General features: G+C 59.3%; 18 protein-coding genes, 1 tRNA gene and 1 other RNA gene. All 20 read left to right on the top strand.

The genetic code is table 11. From position 1 onward, the window contains the following. Positions 1-29 precede the first annotated feature (29 nt). The 20 genes from C2U40_RS11930 (at position 30) to vasI (ending at position 26,072) form a co-directional block, all read left to right on the top strand. A tRNA-Ser gene (locus C2U40_RS11930) sits at positions 30-117 on the top strand. Positions 118-355: 238 nt separating this feature from the next. Further along, positions 356-483, top strand: a non-coding RNA gene (locus C2U40_RS11925) — RtT sRNA. A gap of 571 nt (positions 484-1,054) precedes the next feature. Beyond that, positions 1,055-1,573 carry a type VI secretion system effector Hcp1 gene (gene hcp1 / locus C2U40_RS11920; RefSeq protein WP_103827157.1) on the top strand — a complete coding sequence of 173 codons (519 nt, stop codon included), beginning with the start codon at positions 1,055-1,057 and terminating at the stop codon, positions 1,571-1,573. A gap of 277 nt (positions 1,574-1,850) precedes the next feature. Then, positions 1,851-3,896, top strand: a complete 2,046-nt coding sequence (locus C2U40_RS11915) for a type VI secretion system Vgr family protein (protein WP_103827156.1) — start codon at positions 1,851-1,853, stop codon at positions 3,894-3,896. Next, a complete protein-coding gene (locus C2U40_RS11910; RefSeq protein ID WP_103827155.1) occupies positions 3,886-4,614 on the top strand; it encodes a DUF4123 domain-containing protein in 729 nt (242 codons plus the stop codon). Before C2U40_RS11915 ends, C2U40_RS11910 begins: the two co-directional genes overlap by 11 nt. Beyond that, positions 4,611-9,248, top strand: coding sequence for an RHS repeat-associated core domain-containing protein (locus C2U40_RS11905; protein WP_103827154.1), 4,638 nt, complete (start codon positions 4,611-4,613; stop codon positions 9,246-9,248). Before C2U40_RS11910 ends, C2U40_RS11905 begins: the two co-directional genes overlap by 4 nt. After that, on the top strand, positions 9,245-9,709 hold the full coding sequence (locus C2U40_RS11900; RefSeq protein WP_103827153.1) for a hypothetical protein: 465 nt from the start codon (positions 9,245-9,247) through the stop codon (positions 9,707-9,709). The genes C2U40_RS11905 and C2U40_RS11900 overlap by 4 nt, the downstream gene beginning before the upstream one ends. Positions 9,710-10,049: 340 nt before the next feature. Next, on the top strand, positions 10,050-11,432 hold the full coding sequence (locus tag C2U40_RS11895) for a tetratricopeptide repeat protein (RefSeq protein ID WP_103827152.1): 1,383 nt from the start codon (positions 10,050-10,052) through the stop codon (positions 11,430-11,432). 679 nt (positions 11,433-12,111) lie between these two features. Next, positions 12,112-12,615 (top strand): type VI secretion system contractile sheath small subunit, encoded by a 504-nt coding sequence (tssB, locus tag C2U40_RS11890; protein ID WP_005299975.1) that lies wholly within the window; start codon positions 12,112-12,114, stop codon positions 12,613-12,615. Between the two features lie 38 nt (positions 12,616-12,653). Then, complete coding sequence (gene tssC / locus C2U40_RS11885) at positions 12,654-14,132, top strand: type VI secretion system contractile sheath large subunit (RefSeq protein WP_005299978.1); 1,479 nt, start codon at positions 12,654-12,656, stop codon at positions 14,130-14,132. 6 nt (positions 14,133-14,138) lie between these two features. Further along, positions 14,139-14,570, top strand: coding sequence for a type VI secretion system baseplate subunit TssE (gene tssE / locus C2U40_RS11880; RefSeq protein ID WP_005299981.1), 432 nt, complete (start codon positions 14,139-14,141; stop codon positions 14,568-14,570). A 3-nt stretch (positions 14,571-14,573) separates the two neighbouring features. After that, entirely contained in the window at positions 14,574-16,340 is a 1,767-nt protein-coding gene (tssF, locus tag C2U40_RS11875) for a type VI secretion system baseplate subunit TssF (RefSeq protein WP_011705715.1), read from the top strand. Further along, positions 16,304-17,302, top strand: coding sequence for a type VI secretion system baseplate subunit TssG (gene tssG, locus C2U40_RS11870; protein ID WP_029301185.1), 999 nt, complete (start codon positions 16,304-16,306; stop codon positions 17,300-17,302). The genes tssF and tssG overlap by 37 nt, the downstream gene beginning before the upstream one ends. 56 nt (positions 17,303-17,358) lie before the next feature. Beyond that, positions 17,359-18,609, top strand: a complete 1,251-nt coding sequence (gene tagH, locus C2U40_RS11865) for a type VI secretion system-associated FHA domain protein TagH (protein WP_103827151.1) — start codon at positions 17,359-17,361, stop codon at positions 18,607-18,609. Further along, positions 18,609-19,124 carry a type VI secretion system lipoprotein TssJ gene (gene tssJ, locus C2U40_RS11860; protein WP_017411065.1) on the top strand — a complete coding sequence of 172 codons (516 nt, stop codon included), beginning with the start codon at positions 18,609-18,611 and terminating at the stop codon, positions 19,122-19,124. The genes tagH and tssJ overlap by 1 nt, the downstream gene beginning before the upstream one ends. Before the next feature lie 2 nt (positions 19,125-19,126). Beyond that, positions 19,127-20,461 (top strand): type VI secretion system baseplate subunit TssK, encoded by a 1,335-nt coding sequence (tssK, locus tag C2U40_RS11855; RefSeq protein WP_103827150.1) that lies wholly within the window; start codon positions 19,127-19,129, stop codon positions 20,459-20,461. Positions 20,462-20,483: 22 nt separating this feature from the next. Continuing rightward, entirely contained in the window at positions 20,484-21,263 is a 780-nt protein-coding gene (icmH, locus tag C2U40_RS11850; protein WP_010634228.1) for a type IVB secretion system protein IcmH/DotU, read from the top strand. Positions 21,264-21,283: 20 nt separating this feature from the next. After that, the gene (gene tssH / locus C2U40_RS11845) at positions 21,284-23,926 is read left to right on the top strand and encodes a type VI secretion system ATPase TssH (RefSeq protein WP_103827149.1); all 2,643 of its coding nucleotides are present in this window, start codon (positions 21,284-21,286) and stop codon (positions 23,924-23,926) included. Positions 23,927-23,928: 2 nt separating this feature from the next. Further along, entirely contained in the window at positions 23,929-25,467 is a 1,539-nt protein-coding gene (gene vasH / locus C2U40_RS11840; protein ID WP_103827148.1) for a sigma-54-dependent transcriptional regulator VasH, read from the top strand. After that, complete coding sequence (vasI, locus tag C2U40_RS11835) at positions 25,467-26,072, top strand: type VI secretion system-associated protein VasI (protein WP_103827147.1); 606 nt, start codon at positions 25,467-25,469, stop codon at positions 26,070-26,072. The genes vasH and vasI overlap by 1 nt, the downstream gene beginning before the upstream one ends. Position 26,073 lies beyond the last annotated feature (1 nt).

The following is a 26,073-nucleotide window of genomic DNA, read 5'->3' as shown; positions in this document are numbered from 1 at the left end:
TGAGCACGTTAAACAACAGACCAAAATTTGGTGAGGTGTCCGAGTGGCTGAAGGAGCACGCCTGGAAAGTGTGTATACGGCAACGTATCGAGGGTTCGAATCCCTCCCTCACCGCCAAATAAAACAAAAGGGCCTGTCTTGTGACAGGCCCTTTTGTTTTATTTGGCGACGGGCGGCGCGGTTCGGGCTCGGGCTCGGGTTCGACAGGCGGGCTCGGGTTCGACAGGCGGGCAGGATAGTCCGCCTGGACGGCCAGAGGCCGCTCGCCATGGATGGCGCGAGTCAATCCCGACCCAGCGTGCAGATTGAAAAACCGACCTGATGGTTGGTTTTTTGCTTTGGGGAAGAATTATCCGCTCATGTCGAAGAAGGAGGGTGAGAACCCTCACCGGGTTCGAGCAGAGCAGCTTGCAGTGATGAACGGCCGCAGGCCCCCCGAAGGGGTGAGCCACGTAGTGGCGAATGATCCTTCCCTCATAACCAAACAAAGTAAAAGGGCCTATCGCAAGACAGGCCCTTTTACTTTATGGGTTGAAGACAGCCCGGTTCTGGCCCAGGCTCGACCTGTGGGCAGGGTAGCCCGCCTGGGCGTTATGCAAGGAAGCTTGCCAAGCTGTCCATCTCATTGAGCAGCGCGCTCACCACGTTGCCTCCCTTCTTCCTTATTACGCTGGCGCCAAGAGGTCTGTTTTTCGAAGACATATTGGCGCGCTTCTTTCTGTTTCTCTCTGCCAATGGTGAGAGTCTTTGGTCGCTCAGGCTTTGATTGGCCAAGTGCTTATCTTCAGTAAGTGATCGTCGGGTAATAGGTGAAGAAGACAGATACAAACTCTGCCTTGCGCAATAGGTTGCCATTTTTTTAGTGATTGATGCTAGTTGTGCAAAGTCGTGTAGTTTTATGTGCCACCTACGCAACTTGTTGCGCCGCATGGCGGCTGTGCAAGTGAGAGTTTATTTTAATTATTTGTTTTTTAACGAAAAAACTGTTTGGCATGGTCACTGCTAACGGATTCGGTCGAGTGTCATTACCGTTCAACCAATCAGGAGCATACCCATGCCAACTCCATGTTATATCAGCATCGAAGGTAAAACTCAGGGCAACATCACCGCTGGTGACTTCACCTCCGATTCCGTCGGCAACATCTTCGTGCAGGGCCACGAAGACGAGATGCTGGTACAAGAGTTCCAGCACGTTGTCACCGTGCCGACAGATCCGCAATCCGGTCAGCCTGCTGGTCAGCGTGTCCACAAGCCGTTCAAGTTCACCGTTGCGCTGAACAAAGCTGTGCCGCTGATGTACAACTCCTTGGCCTCCGGCGAAATGCTGCCGAAAGTGACCCTGAAGTGGTACCGCACCTCCGTCGAGGGCAAGCAGGAGCACTTCTTCTCTACTGTGCTGACCGATGCCACCATCGTTGACATCGACTGCCAGATGCCCCACTGCCAGGATCCGGCGAAGTCTGACTTCACCCAGCTGATCCAGGTCTCTCTGGCCTACCGCAAAATCGATTGGGAACACACCGTTGCCGGCACTTCCGGTGCGGACGACTGGCGTGCGCCGATCGAGGCGTAACTTGCCCATCAGGGGGCACCGCGTGCGGTGCCCCTTGTTTTCTTAACGCTTAGCTGTTGCTTTCAACCGAGTCAGCTAGTTTCCCCCTCATTTTTCTTATGTCCGTTTGCCTGGTGTGAGCGGGTACAAGAAAAAATCCGGGTTTACGTCTTGCCGCACGCCGTCAAGGGCGTGCGGTAGCCATGGTGTCAGAAAAACCGGGGCGATGGCGGATCTCTCACCCGGCTTGCAGTGCCCCGCCTGATGGGGCTACACGACATCTCAGAGGCGCTCAGCGATGGCAGACAGCACAGGATTACAATTTACCGTCAAAGTGGGGGCCCTGCCCGAGAGCACCTTCGTGGTGGCCGAGTTTGCGCTGGATGAAGCGCTCAACCGGCCATTCAACCTGCGCCTGGAGCTGGCAAGTGCCCAGCCCGACATCGACTTTGGCGCCGTGCTGGACCAGCCGTGCGAGCTGCTGGTGTGGTACAACGGCGAGCTGCAGCGCCGGGTCTGCGGGGTGGTCAGTGACTTCGCGCAGGGTGACAGCGGTTTTCGCCGCACCCGCTATCAGCTGCTGGTGCAGCCGGCCCTGTGGCGTCTGTCGCTTCGCCACAACTCCCGCATCTTCCAGGCACAAAAGCCCGATGAAATCCTCTCCATCCTGTTGCAAGAGCACGGCATCACCGACTACGCCTTTGCCCTGAAAAACGAGCACGCCAAGCGGGAGTACTGCGTCCAGTATCGCGAGACCGACCTCGACTTCGTGAACCGGCTCGCCGCCGAAGAGGGGATGTTCTACTTCCACGAGTTTGAAGCGGGCAAGCACCGCATCGTCTTTGCCGACGACGCGGCGGCATTGACTCAAGGCCCGGAGCTCTTCTTCAACCTCGGCAACCGTTCCCTTGAGCAAGGCCCCTATGTCCGCCAATTCCACTACCGGGAGGCGGTGCGCTCCTCGGATGTGGAGCTCAAGGACTACAGCTTCAAGACCCCGGCTTACGGCCTCTCCCACAAAAAGCAGGGCGCAGAACTCGAGCATCAACGGGATACCTACCAGCACTTCGATTTTCCGGGTCGCTACAAGCAGGATGGCAGCGGCAAGGCCTTTGCCCAGCACCGGCTCGATGCCCTGCGCAATGACGCGGTGGCGGGCAGTGGCAAGTCGAACAGCGCCGCCTTGCTGCCAGGGCAAAGCTTCTCGCTGACCGAACACCCCAACGGCAGCCTCAACACCGACTGGCAAATCGTGCGTATCCAGCACACCGGCTTGCAGCCACAGGCGCTGGAAGAGGAGGGGGGCAGCGGCCCCACCGTCTACCACAACGAATTCGGTGTGGTGAAAGCGAGCACCACCTGGCGGGTACGCATCGGCAGCCCGGAAGCCCCTCACAAGCCGATGGTTGATGGCCCGCAAATCGCCATGGTGGTGGGCCCCGAAGGGGAGGAGATTTACTGCGACGAGCACGGCCGGGTCAAGCTGCAATTCCCGTGGGATAGATATGGCAGCTCCAACGACCAGAGCTCCTGCTGGGTGCGGGTCTCGCAAGGCTGGGCCGGCGGCCAGTACGGCATGATGGCCATCCCGCGCATCGGCCACGAGGTCATCGTCTCGTTCCTGGAGGGGGACCCCGACCAGCCCATCATAACGGGGCGAACCTACCACGCCACCAACCGGCCGCCCTACGAGCTGCCGGCCAACAAGACCCGCACCGTGCTGCGCACCGAGACCCACCAGGGTGAGGGCTTCAACGAGCTGCGCTTTGAAGACCAGGCGGGGCAGGAAGGGATTTACATCCACGGTCAGAAAGACCTGAATGTGCTTATCGAAAATGATGCCGCCTGGCACATCAAGCACGACGAACACAGAGACATCGACAATGAGCGGGTGACCCGCATCAAGGCCAATGACCACCTGACAGTGGAGGGCGAGAAGCGCGACCAGATAAAGGCCGACTACTCGCTGACTGTCGATACCTCCATGCATCAAAAACTCGGTCAGAGCTGGCTCACCCAGGCGGGGCAGGAAATGCACGTAAAAGCCGGTGCCAAGGTGGTGCTGGAAGCGGGTTCTGAAATTACCGTCAAGGTCGGTGGCTGCTTTATCAAGGTCGATGGCGGCGGTGTCACCCTGGTCGGCCCCACCATCAAGATGAACTCGGGTGGCAGTGCCGGCTCGGGAACTGGGTGGGCTGGAAAATCGCCACTAGGGCCCTTGGGAGTCAGTGTACCCCCTATACCCAAGGTACCGCTTAGCCCTGCCCAACTGGCCACCATGAAGAGTGCCGCCCCTTTCTGTGAAAAGTGCGAAAAATGCAAGGAGAGTGGTTGTGAAATTTGAGACCACAGCGCTGAAGGAATGGGTGCAGATGCAATCTGCTCCCCTTTACGCCTTACTGGGGGCGGCGAGTGACGCAGCGCCTTTGCAGCATTATTACCAGCTGGATGGTCGAGACACACCACGGGGGCTATATCTGGGCACACCTTACCATGACTGGTTGTCTGTGATGCCCTACCTGGTGATGCTCGACAAAGACAGCCCATTCATCGATTGGGCGGAGACGACGGATGCGCATGACTGGGGTTGGCTCGTTGCAAGCGATCAGTCTATCGATTCCCTTTATGCTCATCTGCAGGGACTGACCCAGGTCTGGCATCAGGGGGAAGCGGTCTTCTTTCGTTATTGGGACGGGAAGTACCTCTCAAGCATTGTTAATCAACTTGGTGACGGTGTGACTGCACTGCTGCCTGAGATGCGGAGCTTGTGGTGTCTTGGGCGTGTATTCTCATGGGGTCTTACGGAGCCGCGTGCTGCGCGCCCTTTTCCCTGGTGGGAGCTGCCCCCTGTCATTGCCGCGACATTGGCGAGGCAGGATACCGGTCCCCTCGTCAACAACCTGATGCAGCAGTTGGCGGATCAAAACGGTCAGCTCTACTGGTCATTTCCAGAGGCGAACCTGCGCTGCAAGGTTGTTCGCTTTGTCTCCCGTCATTCATCCCCTGATATCGATCTATTTCCGGCGCTGGAAGCGGCGCTGATCAATGAGGTTCAAGCATGAGCAATGCCGGCCAGGCCGTCTTCAACGAAGTGATAGCCGATTATCGCAACGTTCTGAATGCCTATCGCAAGGATGCCGAGAGTTTCTTTCTGGGCGACATGCTCAGCATGGACATGGAGCAGACCATCAAGGTGGGCGACAAGACCATCACGGCATCGTCCAGCAGCAAGAAGGCGCAGTCCGTGGTGACGCAATGCCCGCTAAGCGGCACCTTGCGTCTGGTTCATCTGTTTGAATCCGTACGTTTTATTCCCATCGGCAATACCCCGTACAAGGTGGAAGCGGGGAAACTTGTGCGCGGACGATTTGTCAGCGAGGCGGTAGCCAAGGAGGGAACCCTGGATGGCAAGGGCATTGCCGAGGTCGGTAAGCTAACCCCGGGCAAGTCCTATCGGGTGACCTTCTACCCCAATGTGAAAAAGAGCGATCTGGATACCTTGTTCACCTCTTATGTGCCTGTTCAAAAAGACCTGGAGGCGTGGCTTACCAAGGAGTGGAACAGTGAGCACAAGGCTGCCTGGGCTCGTTACAGCGGTACTGGCGGTGGATTTGGCAGCCATGCTCTTGCGGCAGCAAGCGGTATCGGCAAGGCACTGGTCGGGGTGTGGGACGATCTTAAAACCATCTACAACCTGCTGGCCGATCCGGTAGGCAACGCCAAAAAGCTGGCCGCCTTCGGAGTAGACGCAGCGGCCATGGCCAAGGCTGGGGCCTCCCAGATGGAAGCTGCCATGTTGGTACTGCAAGATGAAGCGCTGCTTTATCTTTATGCCTATGCCTTGGTGTGCTGGGTCAAGATGTTGCCCCCTGATCAGCAAACCGAGTTTGGTGCTCAGGTGATTTCGTCGGTGCTGATTGATGTGATCATCGGTGTGGTGCTGACCGGAGGAGCTGGCCTCGCGGCGCGCTATGGTGCCAAGGCTGCCTCCATGGCCAAGAACAGTGACCGGGTCATGCGACTAGTCACCTCCTTGGTCAATCTCTCCAAAAAGCACAATTTGGCCCAGCACGCTCAGAAGGCGAAGAAGGTGCTGGTCGCGGGGGCTGCACCGTTGAGCCCGGCCAAAAAAGCGGATCTCAAGTTGGTCGATGGCAATGCCAAAACGTTGGTGGAAAAAGGAACAGCGGCCAAACGCCGGTTCCAGGGGCACACCGAGATCAAGCAGGTGAACAAGACTCCGGATGCCTCCAAACAGGCAGTTACCCCGGCCAATCGTCCCCATCAACCTGAAACCAAAACCTGCAAAAACAACTGCCCGGTCTCCATGGTGACCGGGGAAGAACTGCTAGCCCTGCAAGATGGCGAACTGCCCGGTTTGCTGTCCTTTGTCTTCGGGCGCCTCTATCGCACGTCCGCCGTCTCGCAATCCTGCGGCATGGGGATCGGCTGGACTCATGCCCTTGCGCACCGGCTTGAACGTCACGGCGATACCCTGACCTGGTGGGATGAGGAGTCCCTGGCAACTGAACTGCCGTTGCCATCGATAGCCAAACCCATGGTGACCAACCTGCTTTCGGAGGCGGCAGTCTACCTCGGTGACGAGACTGATGAGGTCATCGTGGCCAAGGCTGGTTCGCCATTCCTGCATTTCACTTGGCATGGCGACAGCGGGCGGCTGACCGGTTTTTCCGATCCCTATGGCAATCGGCTGACGGTACGCTCTGACCGTCAAGGGCGCCCCGCCTGGGTGGAAAATGAAGGGGGGCTGGCCCTTCGTCTCGCCTATGAGGGCGACCACATCATGGCGCTCGAGTTGCAGCGCTTTGATGGCATTGCCTGGCAGCCCCAGGCCACGCTGCAACGCTACCACTACGATGGCCATGGTCACTTGGTGGCGGCCGAGAATGGGGCCGGGGAGTGCGAGCGTTATCGCTATCGTGATGATGGGGTCATTGTGGAGCGCCGTCTGGCTGGCGGTGCCGCCTTCTTCTGGGAATGGGAAGGGGAAGGCAAGGCTGTTCGCGCTATCCGCCACTGGAGCGATGTGGCGGGTTTTGATGTCACCTATGACTGGGATGATGACAAGGGTGAGGTGACGGTCATCAATGCTGATGGCAGTCAGGAGGTATATCAGCACGACAGCCAGGCGCGTCTTGTCCGCCAGCAGGATCCGGATGGTGCGATTACCGAGTCGGCCTACAACGCCAAAGGTCAGAAAGTACTGGCCCGTGATCCGCTGGGGGGGGAGACCCATTATCACTATGACGAAGAGGGGCTGTTGGTCCTCGAAGTTGCTCCCGATGGAACTCAAACTTCCTATCAATACTGGGATGGCCGGGTTCGCAAGATAGTGCAAGGGGAGCGCGAATGGCGTTTCGAGCACAACCTGCAAGGCGATCTGATTGCCAGGCGGGATCCTCTGGGGAGCGAAACCCGTTATGACTATACCCTCCAGGGCAAGCTCTGCGCTGTGGTTCACCCAGATGGGAGCCGCACCGAGCTGGTGTGGAACCGCCTAGGCCAGTTGATCGAAGAGAAAGGGGCCGATGGCGGGATAAGCCGCTGGCGCTATGACGAGCGGGGCCGCCAGATCGTGCGGCAAGACCCGCGTGGCGCAATCACACGCTATGAATGGGATGCGGCTGATCGTCTGAGTGCTGTTCATTTGCCCGGAGGCGGCATTCGCCGCTATGAGTACAACGCCTATGGCAAGGTAACGGCGCAGTGGGACGAGCAGGGACGTGAGACACGTTTTGAATATCACCCCGGCCTGCATCTGGTGAGTCGGCGCATCAACCCAGATGGCAGCGAGCTCAAATACCGCTATGACAACGCCAAGCTCTTCCTCAGCGAGATTGAGAACGAGCATGGTGAACAGCATCGTATCCACTACCATCCCAACGGGCTGGTGGCACGGGAAACCGGTTTTGATGGGCGCACCACAGCCTACCGTTATGACCTCAACGGACGTCTGAGCGAAAAAGTGGAGTTCGGCAAGCAGGAGACCGAACTGGTCACTCGCTACGAGCGCGACCCTATGGGGCGCTTGTTGACAAAATCCCTGCCAGATGGCCGCGAGATTGCTTTTGAGTACGACGCTCACGGCCAGCTCATCCGGGTCGACGACGGTGCCTGGCCCCTAGCATTTGACTACGATAGCGCCGGTCATCTGCTGGCGGAGCATCAGGGGTGGGCCTCAAGCCACTTCCAATACGATGCCATAGGGCGGCTGTCACATTGGCAACTGCCCGACGGCAACCGGCTTGGCTATCACTACCAGCATGGGGCGCTTGGCGGAATTGATCTCAACGGTGCCGAGCTCACGCGCCACCAGGTGGTGGGTGGGCTTGAGCTGCGCAGGCAGCAAGGGGCGCTTACCCAGCAGTACGAATATGACGAGCAGGGGCGCCTGACGGCACTGCGTCTGCAGCGGGGCAAACAGGTCTCCCGCGAGCGGCGTTATGGTTATGACGCAACGGGCAACCTGCTACGTATTGATGATAGCGTGCAGGGGGAGGTGCACTACCGCTACGATCCGCTGGACCGCTTGCTGGAAGTGCGGGGCGAGCTGACCGAGCGCTTCCTGCATGACCCCGCCGGCAACCTCTTGGGTGAAAGCTCGGGGGGTCAGTTCGATGGCTCCCGCACCCAGGGAAACCGGCTGCTGTTGAGTGGGGATCGTCACTTCGAGTACGACGAATTTGGCCGATTGGCAGTAGAGCTGCGCGGCAAGGGCCAGCAACTGGTGACCCGTTATCACTACGACTGTCAGCATCAGCTGGTGCGGGCCGAGCTGCCCGATGGCAGCAATGCCTGTTATGACTACGATGCCTTTGGTCGCCGTATTCGCAAGACGGTGAGCGGAGCAAAAGGCGGGCAGGTCACCGAATTCTTGTGGCAGGCCAACAACCTGATTGCCGAGAGTAGTTATCAGCTCGGTGATGATCAGCGCCGTACTGACGAGCAGTACCGCAGCTTTATCTATGAACCCGGCAGTTTCAAACCGTTGGCACAACTGGAAGGGGAAGGGCTGAAGGCAGAGATATTCCATTACCAGCTTGACCACCTTGGTACACCATTGGCACTGACCCGCACAAGCGGGGCTACCGCCTGGCAGGTGCGCTATCGAGCTTATGGTAATGTCTGGCGCGAAGAAATTGCCGAGGTGGCAACGCCCTTGCGTTTCCAGGGGCAGTATTTTGACGTCGAGACGGGGCTTCACTATAACCGCCACCGCTACTACCAGCCCGGTACGGGTAGATTTATCACCCCCGACCCGATAGGCTTGGCCGGCGGGCTCAACAACTACCAGTATGCTCCTAACCCGACTGGTTGGGTGGACCCACTGGGGTTAAGTAATGTGCCGGGACAGTGTCCCGCTGCGTCGCCTTCAAGGCGTGAGAGCTTTCGCGCTGCAAAAGAAGCAGCAGGCATCCCACGTTCAGCTCAATATAAAACACATAAATATGTTTATGATAAAGAATATGAGAATCGAACTGTCTATGAGTTTGATGTTCATGGAAGCAAAAAATATATCGTGCTTCATGATGATGACAAATTTGGTCGAGGCCCTCACTTTCATGGCGCTGATGATAGTAAAGGTTCTCCCATGCTTCCCGGCAAGTACAAACAGTACCCAGGGCATTTTCCTGAAATAAAATTTGGTTTCAGAAAAGGGAAGGTAAAGAAATGAATTCTAGACTTAAGCTCTATATGAAGCAGAAAAATACCTCGATGTTTTTTGAGGGGCTTAACTGTAAACACCGCTTTATTGAACAATCCCCTGCGTCAGAGTTTTATAAGAAGGTTTTTTCTCGAGCTAATGTCATCAATGAGTATCATGATTCTGATGCTGCAATAACTGCCTTGATTCGCCACTTCATTCATATTTCTAAAGGGGAGGGAGGCGCATGGTTGCTTATCTTTAACTCTAAAGATGTGAATATAGATGTTGAGGTTGAGCTAAGCTCTGACGGGGGAGTTTTAGAGAGAATTATAAAACAGTCTGTAACATCAAATGGATTTCTTGATGACTTTGTTATGATAAACAAATATGGAAACGCTATCTTTATTTCTAAAGATGAATACAGTTATTCTGTTGGTGAGGATAAGTCATCCTTTTATATGGACATTTACTCATCGCTTGTATGTTGAAACATTCCACACTGGAGTTGTTTTCTTTGGTGAAAGTTCGGCTTTTATATAAAAACACAAGAAGATGTGAAGATGTAATGAAGGTGTGCTGCCAAGATTTTAAAGTTTGGTTTAAGGCGTCAGTGTCTGGCTTTATCGATAATTTTGATGTCTATGATATAGTGAAGAGGTATTGGGTATATATCTATGCCGGTTTGGTAATGACAAGAGGAATGATGTTTTATCATTTACTGAAAAAACAGTCAGTGTGTTATCAATTTCGTAAAAAAAAGATTGTGATGAAATAGTGAATAAGTGCACTGAGCAATTTTGATTTTTATTACAAGGTAGTGACAGGAATATGTTTTTAAAATTAATGTCAGTGACTGGCATTCTGTTATTGTCCTGGACCATTTCAGGATGCTCGGTAAACATGTCAACTCAGAATGAGCAGCAGTTGTTGCAAGCAGCCCAGCAGGGGCAGGGTAAGGTGCAATATGAGCTGGCGAATCGTCTGGCGGCTAAGCCGGATTATCCCGAGGCGATGCGCTGGATGAAACAGGCTGCCGAGCAAGTCGGTCCGCTGGCTGCAGATGCTGATATTAGGGGCAAGGCGGCACTACAGGTGGGAAGTTGGTATCAGGCGGGGTTGGGAGAACCTAAAAATCCTGTACTGGCCAAGCAGTGGTGGCAGCGCTCCGCCAGGTTGGGCAATGCGGAAGCCAGTTATCAACTGGGTCAGGACTGCCGGCAACGGCACAAGGGCAAGCTGGCCAGTGAGTGCCTTGACTGGTTCGAACAGGCAGCCAAGCGGGATCATGCGAATGCCCAGTTGGCTCTGGGGCAGTGGTATGCAGGTCAGGCGGGGGCTGATGAAGATGCCGTCAAATGGCTGGAGAAAGCCGCCGAACAAGGGAATCGGGATGCCCAATTCCAGCTTGGCACTCGCTATGAACAAGGGAAAGGGGTGGGTAAACGCCCCGATCTTGCCCTGCGCTGGTATGAGAAAGCCGCTGCTCAGCAACAGCCGGATGCCTTGTTGGTGCTGGCGCGCAAGGCGCCATCTGAAGAGGCATTCGGCCTCTATCAGCGAGCTGCCAATGCAGGGGCTGTATCGGCCCAGTTGTGGTTGGGACAAGCCTATCTGGTCGGTGATCTGGTTGCCCAGGATCTTGCGCTTGGTCGTTATTGGCTGGAGCTGGCAGCAGGCAGTGGTTCCCACGAGGCCGAATATCAATTGAGCCTGCAACAGAGCGATAGCGCCGCGCGAGAACATTGGTTGACACGTGCCGCAGAAGGGGGATTCAGCGAAGCTCAGCTGGCATTGGCGCAATGGCAGCAAGAGCAAGGGGATCTCGTCACAGCGCGCCAGTATTTTGCTTTGGCAGCAGCACAGAGCAACGTCGATGCTCATTATGCCTATGGCGAGATGCTACGGCTGGGATTGGGCGGCAAGGAAGACTACCCACAGGCGCTTAAACAGTATCGACTGGCCGCCAATGCCCTGCACCGATCAGCCCAATATCGCATGGGCATGATGCGAGAGCAGGGGTTGGGAGCTCCACGCAATAGACTGCATGCTTATGCGTGGTATCTGCTTGCTGCCACGGATGGAAATAGTGAGGCTTCTGAAGCACGTGACGAGCTTGAAAAAGGTATGACTGAAAAAGAGAAGAGCGCAGGGCAAAAACTTGCTCAGCATTGGTTTGTAGCGCTTTCCCAAGGAAAGAAATTGAACAGTTAGTCGTTTTTTTGTCAACAATGATGAACTCACAATCAACCTGAACTGTCGATGACTCAGAGTGATTGATATAAGCAGGCTCACCTTGGTGACATCATCGTACATATTATGTCCTTCAGTCCCTTCATTGTTTTGCATGGTGAAGGGATTTTTTATTCTTGAATTGTCATTTTTTGTTACATATTTTTGTCTGGTTGCGACCATCTTTGTCGCACTGCATCATGGTGAGATGCATGAATCACTAACATTCAAATTTATTGACTCTGGAATCTATTTTTCTGAGAGTGAGGTCTATTTTCAATAATCACATGCAACTGTCTCAATTTGATTGTAACTATTTGTTTTTGTTTGTTTTTTTTCATTTAAATGCCTCTTCGTTGATAAATAATCAATTGACTATCTGTGTTACACGCATATACCATGCGGCGCAAATGGCTCTTAGGCCAATATGACCTCTAACAAAGAGTAGAGGCAAAATCGGATTGTATAGATAACAAGATGCATACTGCGTTTTTGGTTATTAGAGCTTTTGCTTTGGTATATCGGAGACGCATCGTCAGCTGATGAACTTCTCACTGAATCCATCGGTGGTTCAGTCAACTGTCATTTTTGACAGTTGTTGGCAAGGGCGTTGGCTATAAGCTTTAGGGTCTTGGTTGACCCTTAACTTGGTATTTAGAGCATGGGAAAAGGAATTGACGGAGGCACTGTTGCGCCCAAAGAACGTATCAACATCAAATATGTACCGGCAACCGGTGGTCAGCAAGCGGAAATAGAGCTTCCGTTGACCATGATGGTGGTCGGCAATATGAAGGGCCGTACTGAAGACACTCCGATCGAGGAGCGTCAGACAGTCTCCATCGACAAGAATAATTTCTCGTCTGTCATGAAAGAATCCGCGCTGGAACTGAAGTTTTCCGTTCCCAATCGTCTGGAAGAAAACAGCCAAGATGAGCTGCCGGTTTCGATCAAGATCCAGTCTCTGGAAGACTTCACCCCTGACAGCGTGGCACAACAAGTGCCCGAGCTGCGCAAGCTGCTGGAACTTCGCGAGGCCTTGGTTGCCCTGAAGGGGCCATTGGGCAATATCCCCGCTTTCCGCAATCGTTTGCAGGATCTGCTGTCCAGTGATGACGCTCGTGAGCAGCTGCTCAAAGAGCTGGATTTGATTAAGCCTGCCGAGTGATCGCCGGGTTGGATTGACTGAACGAGAAAGGAACAAACATGTCTTTGGTCGAAGAACAGGTTCAAGCGGGGGCGAGTGCAGCCTCCTCGTCCTTGCTGGACGAAATCATGGCGCAGGCTCGTATTACCCCGGTGGATGAAGGTTACAGCGTCGCCAAGCAGGGGGTTGCAGCCCTGATCGCCAACATTCTGGACAGCGGTACCACCAGTGAGCCAGTCAACAAGGCGCTGGTGGACAGCATGATTGTCGAGCTCGACAAGAAGCTCAGCAAGCAGATGGACGTCATCCTGCACGCCAAAGAGCTGCAGGAGATGGAGTCCTCCTGGCGCTCCCTGAAGCTCTTGGTGGATCGCACCGATTTTCGCGAGAACATCAAGATCCAGGTGCTGCATGCCACCAAGGAAGAGCTGCTGGAAGATTTTGAGTTCTCACCCGAAATCACCCAGTCCGGTCTCTACAAGCATGTCTACTCGACTGGCTACGGTCAGTTCGGTGGCCAGCCCGTCGGCGCTGTGATCGGTGATTACGCCTTTACCCACAGCTCACCGGACATCAAGCTGATGCAATACGTCAGTGCGGTGGGTGCCATGGCCCATGCGCCGTTCATTTCTTCCGTCGCACCAGCCTTCTTCGGCGTCGACAGCTTTACCGATCTGCCTTCCATCAAGGATCTGAAATCGGTATTCGAAGGGCCGGCCTACACCAAGTGGCGTTCCCTGCGTGAATCGGAAGATGCCCGTTATCTGGGACTGACCGCACCGCGCTTCCTGGCGCGTCTGCCCTACGACCCGACCGAAAACCCCATCAAGGGTTTCAACTATCAGGAAGATATCAGCTCGGATCACGACCACTATCTGTGGGGCAACACCGCCTACCTGATGGGTACTTCCCTGACCGACAGTTTCGCCAAGTATCGTTGGTGCCCGAACATCATAGGCCCGCAGAGCGGTGGTGCCATCCACGACCTGCCGGTGCACGTCTACGAGGCCATGGGTCAGCTGCAGGCGAAGATCCCGACCGAGGTGCTGATCACCGACCGTCGCGAATACGAGCTGTCGGAAGAGGGCTTCATCACCCTGACCATGCGCAAGGACAGCGACAACGCCGCCTTCTTCTCCGCCAACTCGGTGCAAAAACCCAAGGTGTTCCCGAACACCAAGGAAGGCAAAGAAGCGGAAACCAACTACAAGCTGGGTACCCAGCTGCCCTACATGTTCATCATCAACCGCCTGGCGCACTACATCAAAGTGCTGCAGCGCGAGCAGATCGGTTCCTGGAAGGAGCGTCAGGATCTGGAACGCGAGCTGAATGGCTGGATCAAGCAGTACGTTGCCGATCAGGAGAACCCGCCGGCAGACGTACGTAGCCGTCGTCCGCTGCGCGCCGCGCAGATCAAGGTGCTGGATGTGGAAGGGGAGCCGGGCTGGTACCAGGTTGCCATGGCCGTGCGCCCGCACTTCAAGTACATGGGGGCGAGCTTCGAGCTCTCTCTGGTAGGTCGACTGGACAAGGAATAAGGCCCGATGCCGCATCTCTCTTCCTGGGATAGAGGAAATGCGGCCAGCCTGTTTGATCGCATCCGGGGGGAGGGGCTTGGCTCCTCCCCTCGTTCGGAAGTTGATGAACTGGTCGACTCTGTCAAACGGCAGCTCGACCAGATCCTCAACACCCGTCCCGGCAATTGCCGCAGTGCACCCGATCTGGGGGTCATTGATCTCAATGATGCCACTCAGGGCAGTGCGGATATCAAGGGGCGGATCCGGGAGGCGATCCGGCAATGCATCCGTCGTTATGAACCACGGATCATCCATGTGGATGTTCGTTCACCCGACTATCAGGCGAGTCCGCTTGAGATGTCGTTTCAGGTGACGGCCCATGTGCGGCTGGAGCATATCGAGCAAGTTACCTCGTTCAACGTCCATATGGACAGTCACCGTCACTACCGCATGGTCTGATCAATGTCGCTGGAACATTACTTCAGGGATGAACTGGCTTTTTTGCGCCTGCAAGGGCGCGAATTTGCCGACGCCTATCCCGAGCTCACCCGCTTTCTGTCGGAGCAGAACACCGATCCGGACGTGGAGCGCCTGCTTGAAGGCTTCGCCTTCCTCACGGGCAACCTGCGCGCCAAGATTGAGGATGAGTTTCCCGAGCTGACCCACGGTCTGCTCAACATGCTCTGGCCCAACTACCTGCGTCCCGTGCCCAGCATGACCATCATGCAGTTTTCGGTCATTCCGGGCGCCATCGCCCAGCCGGCGCTGGTCAGGCAAGGCTGTCAGCTCGACAGTCTGCCCCTGGACGAGGTGACCTGTCATTTCCAGACCTGTCACGATACTTGGGTCTATCCGGCCGATATCCGTCATATCGCTGCCCAGAGCGGCAACGATCTCTCCACCATTTCGCTGGATATCGCCCTGCATGCCCCTCTGCCGCTCAGCGAGCTGCAGCTGGACAAGCTGCGCTTTTTCCTCGGTGGCGACAGCTACACCGCCTATGAGCTCTACTTCTGGCTCTCCAACCAGCTCTCCCATATCGAGCTTGAGATAGACGGCAAGCGCTTTCGCCAGGAGGCCAAGGCCCTCAAGTCGGTCGGCTTCGAGCGCGATGACGCGCTCTTGCCCTATCCGAACAACGTCTATTCCGGCTACCGGATCCTGCAGGAGTACTTCTGCTTCCCGGAAAGCTTCCTCTTCTTCGAGCTCTCCGGTGGCGAGTGGCCCAAACAGCCGCTGCCGGTGAGTGAATTCAAGGTGCACTTCTGCTTCGACCGGCCGCTGCCGGCGGAGCTCAAGATCCGTCCCGACTCCTTCATGCTCAACTGTGTGCCGGCCATCAACCTGTTCCAGCACGATAGCGAGCCGGTCAACCTCAATGGCCGTCAGGCGGAGTATCCCCTCAAGGCGAGCTATCGCCATGCCGACAGCTTCGAGATCTTCTCGGTGGATCAGGTGGAGGGCTGGGTCGAGGGAAACCTCGGCCGCTCCCGCGGCACGCCGCGCATCTATCAGCCATTCGAGAGCTTCCAGCACCAGATTGAGCGAGCCAAACAGCGGCTGGCGCTCTACTATCGGGTGCGGGTCAAGGAGGCAGTGAGCGGGGATGGTTTCGAGCACAGCCTCTCGTTCGTGCGCGGGGATGAAACCACCACGGTCGAACTGGATGAATCCATCTCGGTGACGCTCACCTGCACCAACCGCTCTCGCGCCGCCCGTCTCAAGGTGGGCAGTGTCTGCGTGCCGACCGGCAGCTCGCCCTCGTTTGCCACCTTCCGCAACCTGATCCGGCCGACCCGGCCGCTGCGCCCGGCGCTGGACGGCAGTCTGCACTGGACGCTGATTTCCAACTTGTCGCTCAACTATGTCTCCCTGCTGCGCCGTGATGCCCTGGTACAGGTGCTGCGCACCTACGACTTTCCGGCGCTGCACGACAAGCAGGCCGAGCAGGCCTCGCGCAAGCGGTTGGCGGGGATCGAGGAGATCGAGACCAAGCCGGTGGATCGGCTGGTGCGCGGCATGCCGGTACGAGGGCTCAAGTCGGTGCTCTCCATCCGCCAGTCTGCCTTTGGCAGCGAAGGAGAGCTTTATCTCTTCAGTACCGTGCTGGCCCACTTCTTCTCGCTCTATGCCAGCGTCAACGCTTTCCACCTGCTTGAGGTGGTCAATCTCGACAACAAGGAGCGCTACCAATGGCCAGTCCAGATCGGTCAGCACTCCCTGATGTGAGTGCCGCCCGGGAGGCGCCCCGCTTCAACTTCTTCCAGCTGGTTGAACTGCTCAACCGGCTCGATGGCGCCGATCAGGAGCGGGGGCTCGACTACCTGCCCGGTGACGAGAACATCCGCTTCAAGGCGACCGCTTCCTTGGGGTTCCCCACCAGCGACGTGCTGCAGATTGGTCGGGACGGGCAGGGGCGTCACGAGCTGGAGGTGGCCTTCCTCGGCCTGCACGGCAGCCAGTCGCCGATGCCCGGTTATTACCTCGATTCCCTGGCGTGGGAGTACGCCCAGGGGGAGCAGAAGCTCGGCCTGTTTCTGGACTTCTTCCACCACCGTCTGCTGACCCTGCTGCACCGGATCTGGCGCAAGTATCGCTACCATGTGCGGTTTCAGGACAACGGCGAGGATGGCTTCTCCCGCCTGATGTTCGCCCTGGTGGGGCTCGGCAACGAGGCGGTCTGCCAGAGCCTGCCGGTCAACCGGGCCAAGATGCTCTCCTATGCGGGCATGCTGGCCAGCCCCAGCCGCTCTCCCGAGGTGGTGGCCGGTCTGGTGGCCCACTGTTTTGATCTGGCCGATGTGCAGGTGAGCGCCTGGCAGTGGCGCAAGGTGCCTATTCATCAGGATCAGCAAAACCGTCTCGGCGGCGCCTGCGCCACGTTGGGGAGCGATTTTGTCATCGGCGACAAGGTGAATGACTGTGCCGGCAAGTTCTTGTTGAAGATCAACAACCTGAGCTTTGGCCAGTTTCTCGGCTTTCTGCCGAACGGGGAGCACTTCCATGCCCTGGTGACCTTCGTCTCCTTCATCCTGCGCGATCAGCTGGCCTGGGATCTGCGCCTGGGGTTCGGCCAGGAGCAGGCGAGGGGTCTGAGGTTGGGGGAAGAGCAGAGTGCCCGCCTGGGGTGGAGTACCTTTCTCGGCCAGCCGCCGAGTGATCCGTTCGTGACCATCTGCGTGCAGGAATAAGGGCAGACATCAGCAGCGCAGAAAATTTAACTACAGGAATCAGTGCAGGAGTAACTGTGGACGATTTTAACCAGCAACTTTCCCTGGTGGTGCTCAACAGCGAACAGCTCGACGGCAGCCAGCAGGTGCAGTACCGCTTCGACGAGATGGGGGGGACCCTGGGGGCCTCCGAACAGGATGACTGGCAACTGCGCGACAGGCTGGGGGCCGTCATGCCCGCCCACGCCCGCATCGAGCTCAATGACGGTCGCTTCTGCCTGTGCGATCTGAGCGGCCAGACCTATATCAACGGTGCCACTTCGCCCATCGGGCGGGCCCGCAAGGTGCATCTGGAGCAGGGGGACGAGCTCGTGGTCGGTCCGTTCCGGCTGCGCGCCTATCTGGGGGCCATCACCCCCGAGCAGAGCCTGCAACAGGTGCTGGGCAATCGCCCCACCGAGCAGCTCGACGAGTGGCTGACCAGCGATGAACCCGCTGTGCCCACAGACGATCCGCGCACCCTGGCGGCCGATCCCTTGCTGGCATTGCAGCAGGAGCGCAGGGCGCCCAATCCGTTGATGGATGGCCCGCTGGCGGACGGTCGCCTGCAGGCTTCACTGCGTTCACAACCGGATGTGGACGTCCCCCCTCTTGCCCCTTTTTCTGCTGTCGAGAACACCATGAACCAAGAATTTCTGGATATGCCCGCCATCGAGAACCACCCCGATTATCAGCTGTCGCTGGACGGCGTCGATCACGTGGCCCTGACCCCGCTGATGCGGGGCCTGGGTCAACCCTTGCAACTGCAGGACACCCAGCAGGCCCACGACATGCTCGAAGAGATGGGCAAGACGGTGCGGGCCATGGTGGAGGGGTTGCTGCAACTGCAAAACGAGCAGGCGGCGCTGGCGGACAAGCACCTGCGCCCCATCGAGGACAACCCGCTGCGTCTGGGCCTCGATTATGACGAGACCCTGGCGGTGCTGTTTGCCGAGCAGAAGAGCCCGGTCCACCTGAGTGCACCGGCGGCGGTGGCCGAGAGCCTGCACAACGTGCGTATCCACCACGTGGCGAACCAGCAGGCCATCGGTGCAGCCCTCGATAGCATCCTGCAGGCATTTTCGCCGCAGGCGCTGCTGGGGCGGTTCGAGCAATACCGCCGCAGCGGCGCGCCGGGCACGGCCGACGAAGGCTGGGCCTGGGACATGTACCAGCACTACTACCGCGAGCTCACCTCCGCCCGTCAGCAGGGGTTCGACAAGCTGTTCCACCAGGTGTATGCCCAGGCCTATGACCAGGCCGTGCGTCAGCAACAGGGACTGATTTGATGATACGTGCGCTGATGCTGGGCGCCACACTGCTGGCCCTGGCAGGTTGTACCACCATGGGCAAGATGGCCGACGTGGCCATGAACCCGGATATCCAGGTGGGCAGCAATGACAGTCAACCGACGACCCTGGGGCTGAGCCTGCTGGCGGAGCCTGACGTCAACCCCAACGAGAGCGGGGAGGCGGCGCCCATCGAGTTTCAAGTGGTGCTGCTGGCGGAGGATTCCAAACTGCTCGCCACCGACTACGACCAGGTGACTGCGGACGTGGAGAAGGCCCTTGGCAAGAACTATCTGGACCATCAGGACTACACCCTGCTGCCGGGCCAGTTCAAATATCTGCCCCCCATCAAGCTCGACGAGAAGACCCGCTACATCGGGGTGATCGCACGCTATGCCGACCCCGACAGCGCCGAGTGGCGCAAGGTCATCAAGATCAAGAGCAAGGGAACGGCTTATCAAATCCTGGTGCACCTGCGCCTGGATGAAGTGGAACTGCAAAAAGAAGAAGAATAACCATGTCGAGTCGAAATCGGGTTATCTGGCGTGAGGGGCTGTTCATCAAGCCCCAGCACTTCCAGCAACAACAAAGACATTCGGATTACGCGCTGCACGCTCGCCTGAGCGCGCTGTCAGACTATTTCTATGGCTTGCAGTCGCTCGCCATCAACGAGGACTACTTGGGCTTTGGTCGCATCGCCCTGGTGGGGGCCACCGGCATCCTGCCGGACGGGACCGTGTTCAACATCCCCAATGACGACGTGCTGCCGACCCCGCTGGAAGTCACCGACGCCTCGGTGGCGAACCAGAAGGTCTTTCTGGCGCTGCCGCTCTCGGTGAGCGGTGTCAACGAGGTCAATCAGGGCGGCCAGGTGGCCACCCGGTTGCAGGCCCATCGCCACGACGTGCGCGACTTGCACAGCGAAGGGGGGGACGTGGTCTCCCTCGAAGTGGGGCGGGTCAGCCTGCGCCTGATGCTGGAGCGCGAGGATCGCAGCGCCTACGCGTCACTCGCCATCGCCCGCATTCTGGACAAGCGTCCGGACGGCGGCCTGGTGCTGGATCCCAACTTCATGCCCTGCAGCATCAGCGTCTCCGCCATCCCGACCCTCAAGCGTTTCCTCGGCGAGTCGGCCGGCCTCGTGGCCGAGCGGGCCCGCAGCCTCTCCCAGCGCATCGCCGCGCCGGGTCAGCAGGGGGTGGCCGACGTGGCCGAGTTCATGATGCTGCAGTTGCTCAACCGGGCCCAGCCCCAGCTCTCCCATCTGGCGCGCCTTGGCACCCTGCACCCCGAGCGGCTGCACGAGGCGCTGGTGCAGCTGTGCGGCGAGCTGATGACCTTTACCGACGAGTCTCGCCTGCCACCCGAGTTCCCCGCCTATCGCCACGACGATCAGCAGGTGAGCTTCGAGCCGGTGATGCTGGCCCTGCGCCAGGCGCTCAGCACCGTGCTGTCGCCGCGAGCCGTCTCCATCCAGCTGCGCAAGCACCAGTACGGCATCATGGTGGCCATGGTGAACGAGAGCGAGCTGATGACCAGCGCCGACTTCGTGCTGGCGGTGCGAGCCCGCATGCCGCAGGAGCAGCTGCGCAAGCAGTTGCTGCAGCAGACCAAGGTGGCTTCCAGCGACAAGATCCGCGAGCTCATCAGCCTGCAGCTGCCCGGCATTCCGCTGCTGCCGCTGCCGGTGGCGCCGCGCCAGCTGCCCTATCACGCCGGTTACAGCTACTTCCAGCTCGACCGGCAGAGCCCGGCCTGGCAGATGCTGGCGGTGGGCAACACCCTTGCCTTCCACATCGCCGGCGACTTCCCCGAGCTCGACATGCAGCTCTGGGCCATTCGCAGCCAGTGATCGCACCAAGGAATAAGCAGAGATGACCACGGACATTATCAAGAACGAGCAACTCAGCGACCTGCTGTTCGATCATGCCGAGCAGCTGGACATGGATTCGGATTACTGGTTCCGCCTGCGCGGCCAGAGCATCAACCCGATGATCGATGCGGTGACCCCCTTGCTGGGGTTGGTGCAGCGGGTACGCCTGCTGTCGCGCTACGACCGGGTGCCCGAGCTCTACCAGCGGGTGGTGACCGAGATCCAGGCCATCGAACAGGAGCTGATGGCCCAGGGCTACGAGAACGGGGTGGTGCTGTCGTTTCGCTACATCCTCTGCACCTTCATCGACGAGGCCGTGATGGGCCGCGACTGGGGCAGTCAGAGCGAATGGTCCGAGCACTCCCTGCTGACCCGCTTTCACAACGAGACCTGGGGCGGCGAGAAGGTGTTCGTGCTGCTGGCCCGCCTGCAGGAAGACCCGGTGCGTTATCGCGACATTCTGGAGTTCATCTACCTCTGTCTGTGCCTCGGTTTCGAGGGGCGTTACAAGGTGATGAGCAAGGGACAAGGGGAGTTCGAGCGCATCGTGCGCCAGCTGCACAAGCAGTTGGCCCCCGAGGCCGGCGGCGAGGCGCCCAGCGTGTTTCACCTCGATCTGGGGCAGCAGGCCTCCCGCTATCAGCTGCGCAAGCAGGTATCTCTGCGCAGCCTGTTCATGGGTGGCGCGCTGATCCTGGCGCTGATCTTTGGCCTCTATCACCACCAACTCAATAACCAGACCCAGGACGTGCTGCGTCAACTGGGCGAATTATTAAAATAAATACTTAAGGAGAGCACGCCTTGATTCGTATAGAGCTACCGGTACTGGTGGAAAGACTCAACCCCATCTGCCGTCACATGCTGGAAGAGGCTGCGGCCCTCTGCGTCAATCACCAGGGAGCCGAGATCCGCATCGAGCATTTGCTGCTCAAGATGCTGGAGACCCCGCTGAGCGACGTGCGCCAGATCCTGAAGGTGGCCGAAGTGGAGGTGGAAGAGCTCAAGACCCTGCTGCAACCGTCCGCTGCCGACAACGGCTATGGCCAGGGTTACCCCTCCTTCTCGCCCATGCTGGTGGAGTGGCTGCAAGACAGCTGGCTGCTCGCCTCCGCCGAGCTGCAACATGCCCAGCTGCGCAGCGGCGTCATGCTGCTGGTGCTGCTGATGACCCCCCAGCGCTACCTGCCGGGTTCGGTGACTCGTTTGCTCGCCAAGGTCAATCGCGAGCTGCTGCGCCAGCAGTTCGACGAGTGGGTCAAGGAGTCTGCCGAGACGCAAGTGACCATAGCCCCCGGCGGCAAGACGGCACAGGCCGCCCTGCCGGCCGATGCCAGCCTGCTGGCCCGCTTTACCGTCAACGTGACCGAACAGGCCCGCCAGGGCAGCCTGGATCCCGTGCTCTGCCGGGATCACGAAATCGACCTGATGATCGACATCCTCTCCCGTCGTCGCAAGAACAACCCCATCGTGGTGGGGGAGGCCGGGGTCGGCAAGAGCGCCCTCATCGAGGGGCTGGCCCTGCGCATGGTAGCGGGTCAGGTGCCCGAGAAGCTGCGCGGGGTCGAGCTGATGACCCTGGATCTCGGTGCCATGCAGGCCGGCGCCTCGGTCAAGGGGGAGTTCGAGAAGCGCTTCAAGGGGGTGATGCAGGAGGTCAAGGACGCCGTGCAGCCTGTCATCCTGTTCATCGATGAGGCGCACACCCTGATCGGGGCCGGCAACCAGGCCGGCGGGCTGGATGTTTCCAACCTCATCAAGCCGGCGCTGGCCCGGGGCGAGCTGCGCACCATCGCCGCCACCACCTGGGGCGAGTACAAGAAATACGTGGAAAAAGACGCGGCCCTGTCGCGCCGCTTCCAGCTGGTGAAAGTCGGTGAACCCGATGCCGACGAGGCCACCGTGATCCTGCGCGGCCTGCGCAGCATCTACGAGAAGGCCCACGGAGTGCTGATCGACGAGGAGGCGCTGCAGGCCGCCGCCCAGCTCTCCGCCCGTTACATCTCAGGTCGTCAGTTGCCGGACAAGGCTATTGACGTGCTCGATACCGCCTGTGCCCGGGTGGCCATCAACCTCACCACCCCGCCGCGCGCGGTCAGCCACCTGCAAAACGCGCTGCGCCAGCGCGAGCTGGAGATCCGCCAGCTGGAGCGCCAGAGCCTGATCGGTCTTGGTGACAACGCAGAGCGCCTGGCCGAGTTGCAGACGGCCCAGCAGGCTTGCCGTGAAGAGCTGGCCGAGCAGGAGGCCCGGTGGCAGCAACAGCAGGGGCTGGTGCATCAGATTGTCGAGCTGCGCGCAGCCCTGCTGGCCGATCAGCAGGATGAGATGTTGGCCAGAGAGGCGCTGGATCTGGCCGATGCGCCGCTCGATCCGCAAGCCGCTGCCGAGCAGCTGGCTACCCTCGAGCGCGAGCTGGCCGAGTTGCAGCAGGGAGAAGTGCTGGTCTCCGCCCACGTCGACAAGACCCAGATTGCCGCCGTCATCGCCGAGTGGACCGGGGTACCCCTAAATCGCATCTCCCAGGGGGAGCTGGACGTGGTGACCCGCCTGCCGGAGTACCTCGGCGAGCTCATCAAGGGGCAGGATGTGGCGGTGGCTCATCTGCACAAGCACCTGCTCACCGCCCGCGCCGACCTGCGTCGTCCCGGCCGCCCGCTCGGGGCCTTCCTGCTGGTGGGGCCGAGCGGGGTCGGCAAGACCGAAACCGTGCTGCAGATCGCCGAGCTGATGTTCGGTGGCCGCCAGTATCTGACCACCATCAACATGTCCGAGTATCAGGAGAAGCACACCGTCTCCCGTCTGATCGGCTCGCCGCCCGGCTACGTCGGTTTCGGTGAGGGGGGCGTGCTGACCGAGGCGATCCGTCAGAAGCCCTACTCCGTGGTGCTGCTGGACGAGGTGGAGAAGGCCCACCCGGATGTGCTGAACCTCTTCTATCAGGCGTTCGACAAGGGCGAGCTGGCGGACGGGGAAGGGCGCATCATCGACTGCAAGAACGTGGTCTTCTTCCTCACTTCCAACCTCGGGTTCCAGACCATCGTCGATCACGCCGAGCAGCCCGACGTGCTGCTGGATGCCCTCTATCCGGAGCTCGCCGCCTTCTTCAAGCCGGCGCTGCTGGCGCGCATGGAGGTGATCCCCTATCTGCCGCTGGGTCACGACACGCTAGTGCAGATCGTGGGCGGCAAGCTCAACCGGCTGGTCAAGCTGCTCAAGGAGCGCTTCGGCGCCGAGGTGGTGCTGGACGACGAGGTGGCCGAGGAGATCCTGCTGCGGGCCAATCGCAGCGAGAACGGTGCCCGCATGCTCGAATCCGTCATCGACGGTGCCCTGCTGCCGCCGGTCTCCCTGCAACTGCTGCAGCGCCTCTCGGCCGGTGAACCCATCAAGCGCGTCCACTTTTCCGTGGCCGATCACCAGTTTGTGGCCGAGGTGGGGGCTTGAGTATGGAGCAAGCCCTCGTATTTGCCCTGGCCCTCACCGCCCAGCGCGATGAGCCGCACCTGTGCCACTGGTGGAGCTCGACCGTCCATGCCAGTTTCCAGCCCAGGGGGCTGCTGCTCGGCATGCTGGATGTGAGCGGCCGTCAGCTGGAGTGCCAAGGCTGGGTAAGGGGGAAGGAAGTGGCGCTGGGACTGGTGGTGGACGATTTTTCCCACCCGCTTGCCTATGTGCTGCACAAGGCCCAGTCCCGCACCTGGGACTCCCTCTACGGCGGTGCCCGCATCGAGCACGCCGGTTTTCGCGCACTGCTGGCCAACCTTGGCCAGCAGTGCGGGCTGCACGCGTATCCGCTGCTGGATGGCAACGGCAAGCCGTTTGCCGTGCTGGCCCTGATGGATGAAGGGGAGGTGTTGCGGGCCTGGGCCGACGGCCCCGAGCTGGCCCAGCTCTCCCAGGTCTTTTGCAACCAGCTCACCCTCATTCGCGATCTTGGTCGCAGTCGGCGGGATCAGGGGGTACTGCGTGACTCCCTGCGCCAGATGAAGGGGGAGGGGGAGCGGCTGCGCCAGCATGAGAAGCTGCTCGGCGATCAGCTGGTCGGCCAGTCGGCGGTGATCCGCGGGCTGCGCGAGCAGATCAATCAGGCCGGCCAGCACAAGCTGACCGTGCTGATCCAAGGGGAGACCGGCAGCGGCAAGGAGGTAGTGGCACGGCTGGTGCACCAGTGCTCCGATCGCGCCAACAAGCCCTTTGTTGCCATCAACTGCGCCGCCATCCCGGAGAACCTCATCGAGAGCGAGCTGTTTGGTTATCAGAAGGGGGCCTTCTCCGGCGCCCTTGCCAACAAGACCGGGCTGGTGGCCCAGGCCAACGGCGGCACCCTGTTTCTGGACGAGGTGGGGGACATGCCCGCCGCCATGCAGGCCAAGCTGCTGCGGGTGCTGGAAACCCGCAGTTACCGGCCGCTCGGGGCCGAGCAGGAGTATCACTCCGATTTTCGCCTCATCGCCGCCACCCATCAGCCGCTCACCCGCCATGTGGAGGAGGGGCAGTTTCGGGCCGACCTCTACCACCGTCTCTGTCAGTGCCTGCTGCTGATCGCCCCCTTGCGCGAGCACATGGATGACGTGCCGCTGCTCTGCCAGCACTTCATGGCCCAGTTTGCCGCCCAGGATGGCAAGACGCTTGCCGGCTTGCAGCGCAAGTTCTTGAAACAGCTGCAGACCTATGACTTCCCCGGCAACGTGCGCGAGCTGCGCAACCTGTTGGAGGTGGCCTGTGCCCATACCCGTCACGGGGAGGAGGTGGGGCTGGAGGCGCTGCCGCCGGAGCTGCGCGAGCGGGTCTGCGTCGAGTTGCCCGGCACCATGGACGACTACAACCACATCCGCGATCTGCGCCGGGCCATGCAGCAGTATGAGGCTTCCGTCATCGAGGCGCGGCTGCGCCACTTCCAGGGCAATCGGATGCTGGTGGCCGAGAGCCTCAACATTCCCAAGCGCACCCTGGATCACAAGTGCCAGAAACTGGAGGTGAACTGATGAGCATCCTCGGCTTGTTACCGCTGCTGCTGGCCACCAGTGCGGCCGAGGTCCCGCTGGACATGGCGCGCTGGCAGGCCTGCCGGCAGGAACCCTCGCCGCTGGTGCGGCTCGCCTGCTACGACGCCATCGGCAATGGCGCGGCCAGTGCCGCCGAAGGGGCCGCCCCCAAGTCGGCGGCCTGGCAGGCCATCTGGGCCCAGGAGCAGGCCCGCACGCCAGAGAGTGCGCCCTTCCTGCTGCAAAGTGACGCCGGCAGTGGCAGTGAAACCCTGACCCGCCCGGCACTGCGTGGGGCGACCCTGGCCATCGGTTGCGTCGACAGCATCACCCATATCCGGCTGCGGCTGGACTCTCCCTGGATCGGCGAGAAAGTGCAGGTCGAGCTGGATGGTCAGCCGAGTGCCGGATCCCAGAGCTGGTTTATCCGGGATCAGGGTCTGCTGCTGGAATATGGCCGCGGTCTGCCCGCCATTGAGGAGCTCAAGCGCTGGCAGGGCCATCGCGAGCTGCAGGTGCGGGCCGACAACGGCGCCCTCTTGCGGGTCGACCTGAGCGGCCTGAAAGAGGCGCTGGCACCGCTGCGTCAGCAGTGCCGCTGGTAGG

Origin of the sequence: Aeromonas sp. ASNIH4 (assembly GCF_002934425.1) — a bacterium.
Classification (GTDB): domain Bacteria; phylum Pseudomonadota; class Gammaproteobacteria; order Enterobacterales; family Aeromonadaceae; genus Aeromonas; species Aeromonas hydrophila.
Note: the sequence above shows the minus strand (reverse complement) of the source record. Positions and strands in the feature narration are given on the sequence as shown.

Bases quoted from the DNA above. Each gene is read 5' to 3' on its own strand.
- C2U40_RS11895 (WP_103827152.1), top strand. From the start codon at position 10,050: ATGTTTTTAAAATTAATGTCAGTGACTGGCATTCTGTTATTGTCCTGG.
- C2U40_RS11900 (WP_103827153.1), top strand. From the start codon at position 9,245: ATGAATTCTAGACTTAAGCTCTATATGAAGCAGAAAAATACCTCGATG.
- tssC (WP_005299978.1), top strand. From the start codon at position 12,654: ATGTCTTTGGTCGAAGAACAGGTTCAAGCGGGGGCGAGTGCAGCCTCC.
- vasH (WP_103827148.1), top strand. From the start codon at position 23,929: ATGGAGCAAGCCCTCGTATTTGCCCTGGCCCTCACCGCCCAGCGCGAT.
- C2U40_RS11905 (WP_103827154.1), top strand. From the start codon at position 4,611: ATGAGCAATGCCGGCCAGGCCGTCTTCAACGAAGTGATAGCCGATTAT.
- tssF (WP_011705715.1), top strand. From the start codon at position 14,574: ATGTCGCTGGAACATTACTTCAGGGATGAACTGGCTTTTTTGCGCCTG.
- icmH (WP_010634228.1), top strand. From the start codon at position 20,484: ATGACCACGGACATTATCAAGAACGAGCAACTCAGCGACCTGCTGTTC.
- hcp1 (WP_103827157.1), top strand. From the start codon at position 1,055: ATGCCAACTCCATGTTATATCAGCATCGAAGGTAAAACTCAGGGCAAC.
- C2U40_RS11915 (WP_103827156.1), top strand. From the start codon at position 1,851: ATGGCAGACAGCACAGGATTACAATTTACCGTCAAAGTGGGGGCCCTG.
- tssE (WP_005299981.1), top strand. From the start codon at position 14,139: ATGCCGCATCTCTCTTCCTGGGATAGAGGAAATGCGGCCAGCCTGTTT.
- tssB (WP_005299975.1), top strand. From the start codon at position 12,112: ATGGGAAAAGGAATTGACGGAGGCACTGTTGCGCCCAAAGAACGTATC.
- vasI (WP_103827147.1), top strand. From the start codon at position 25,467: ATGAGCATCCTCGGCTTGTTACCGCTGCTGCTGGCCACCAGTGCGGCC.
- tssJ (WP_017411065.1), top strand. From the start codon at position 18,609: ATGATACGTGCGCTGATGCTGGGCGCCACACTGCTGGCCCTGGCAGGT.
- tssK (WP_103827150.1), top strand. From the start codon at position 19,127: ATGTCGAGTCGAAATCGGGTTATCTGGCGTGAGGGGCTGTTCATCAAG.
- tssG (WP_029301185.1), top strand. From the start codon at position 16,304: ATGGCCAGTCCAGATCGGTCAGCACTCCCTGATGTGAGTGCCGCCCGG.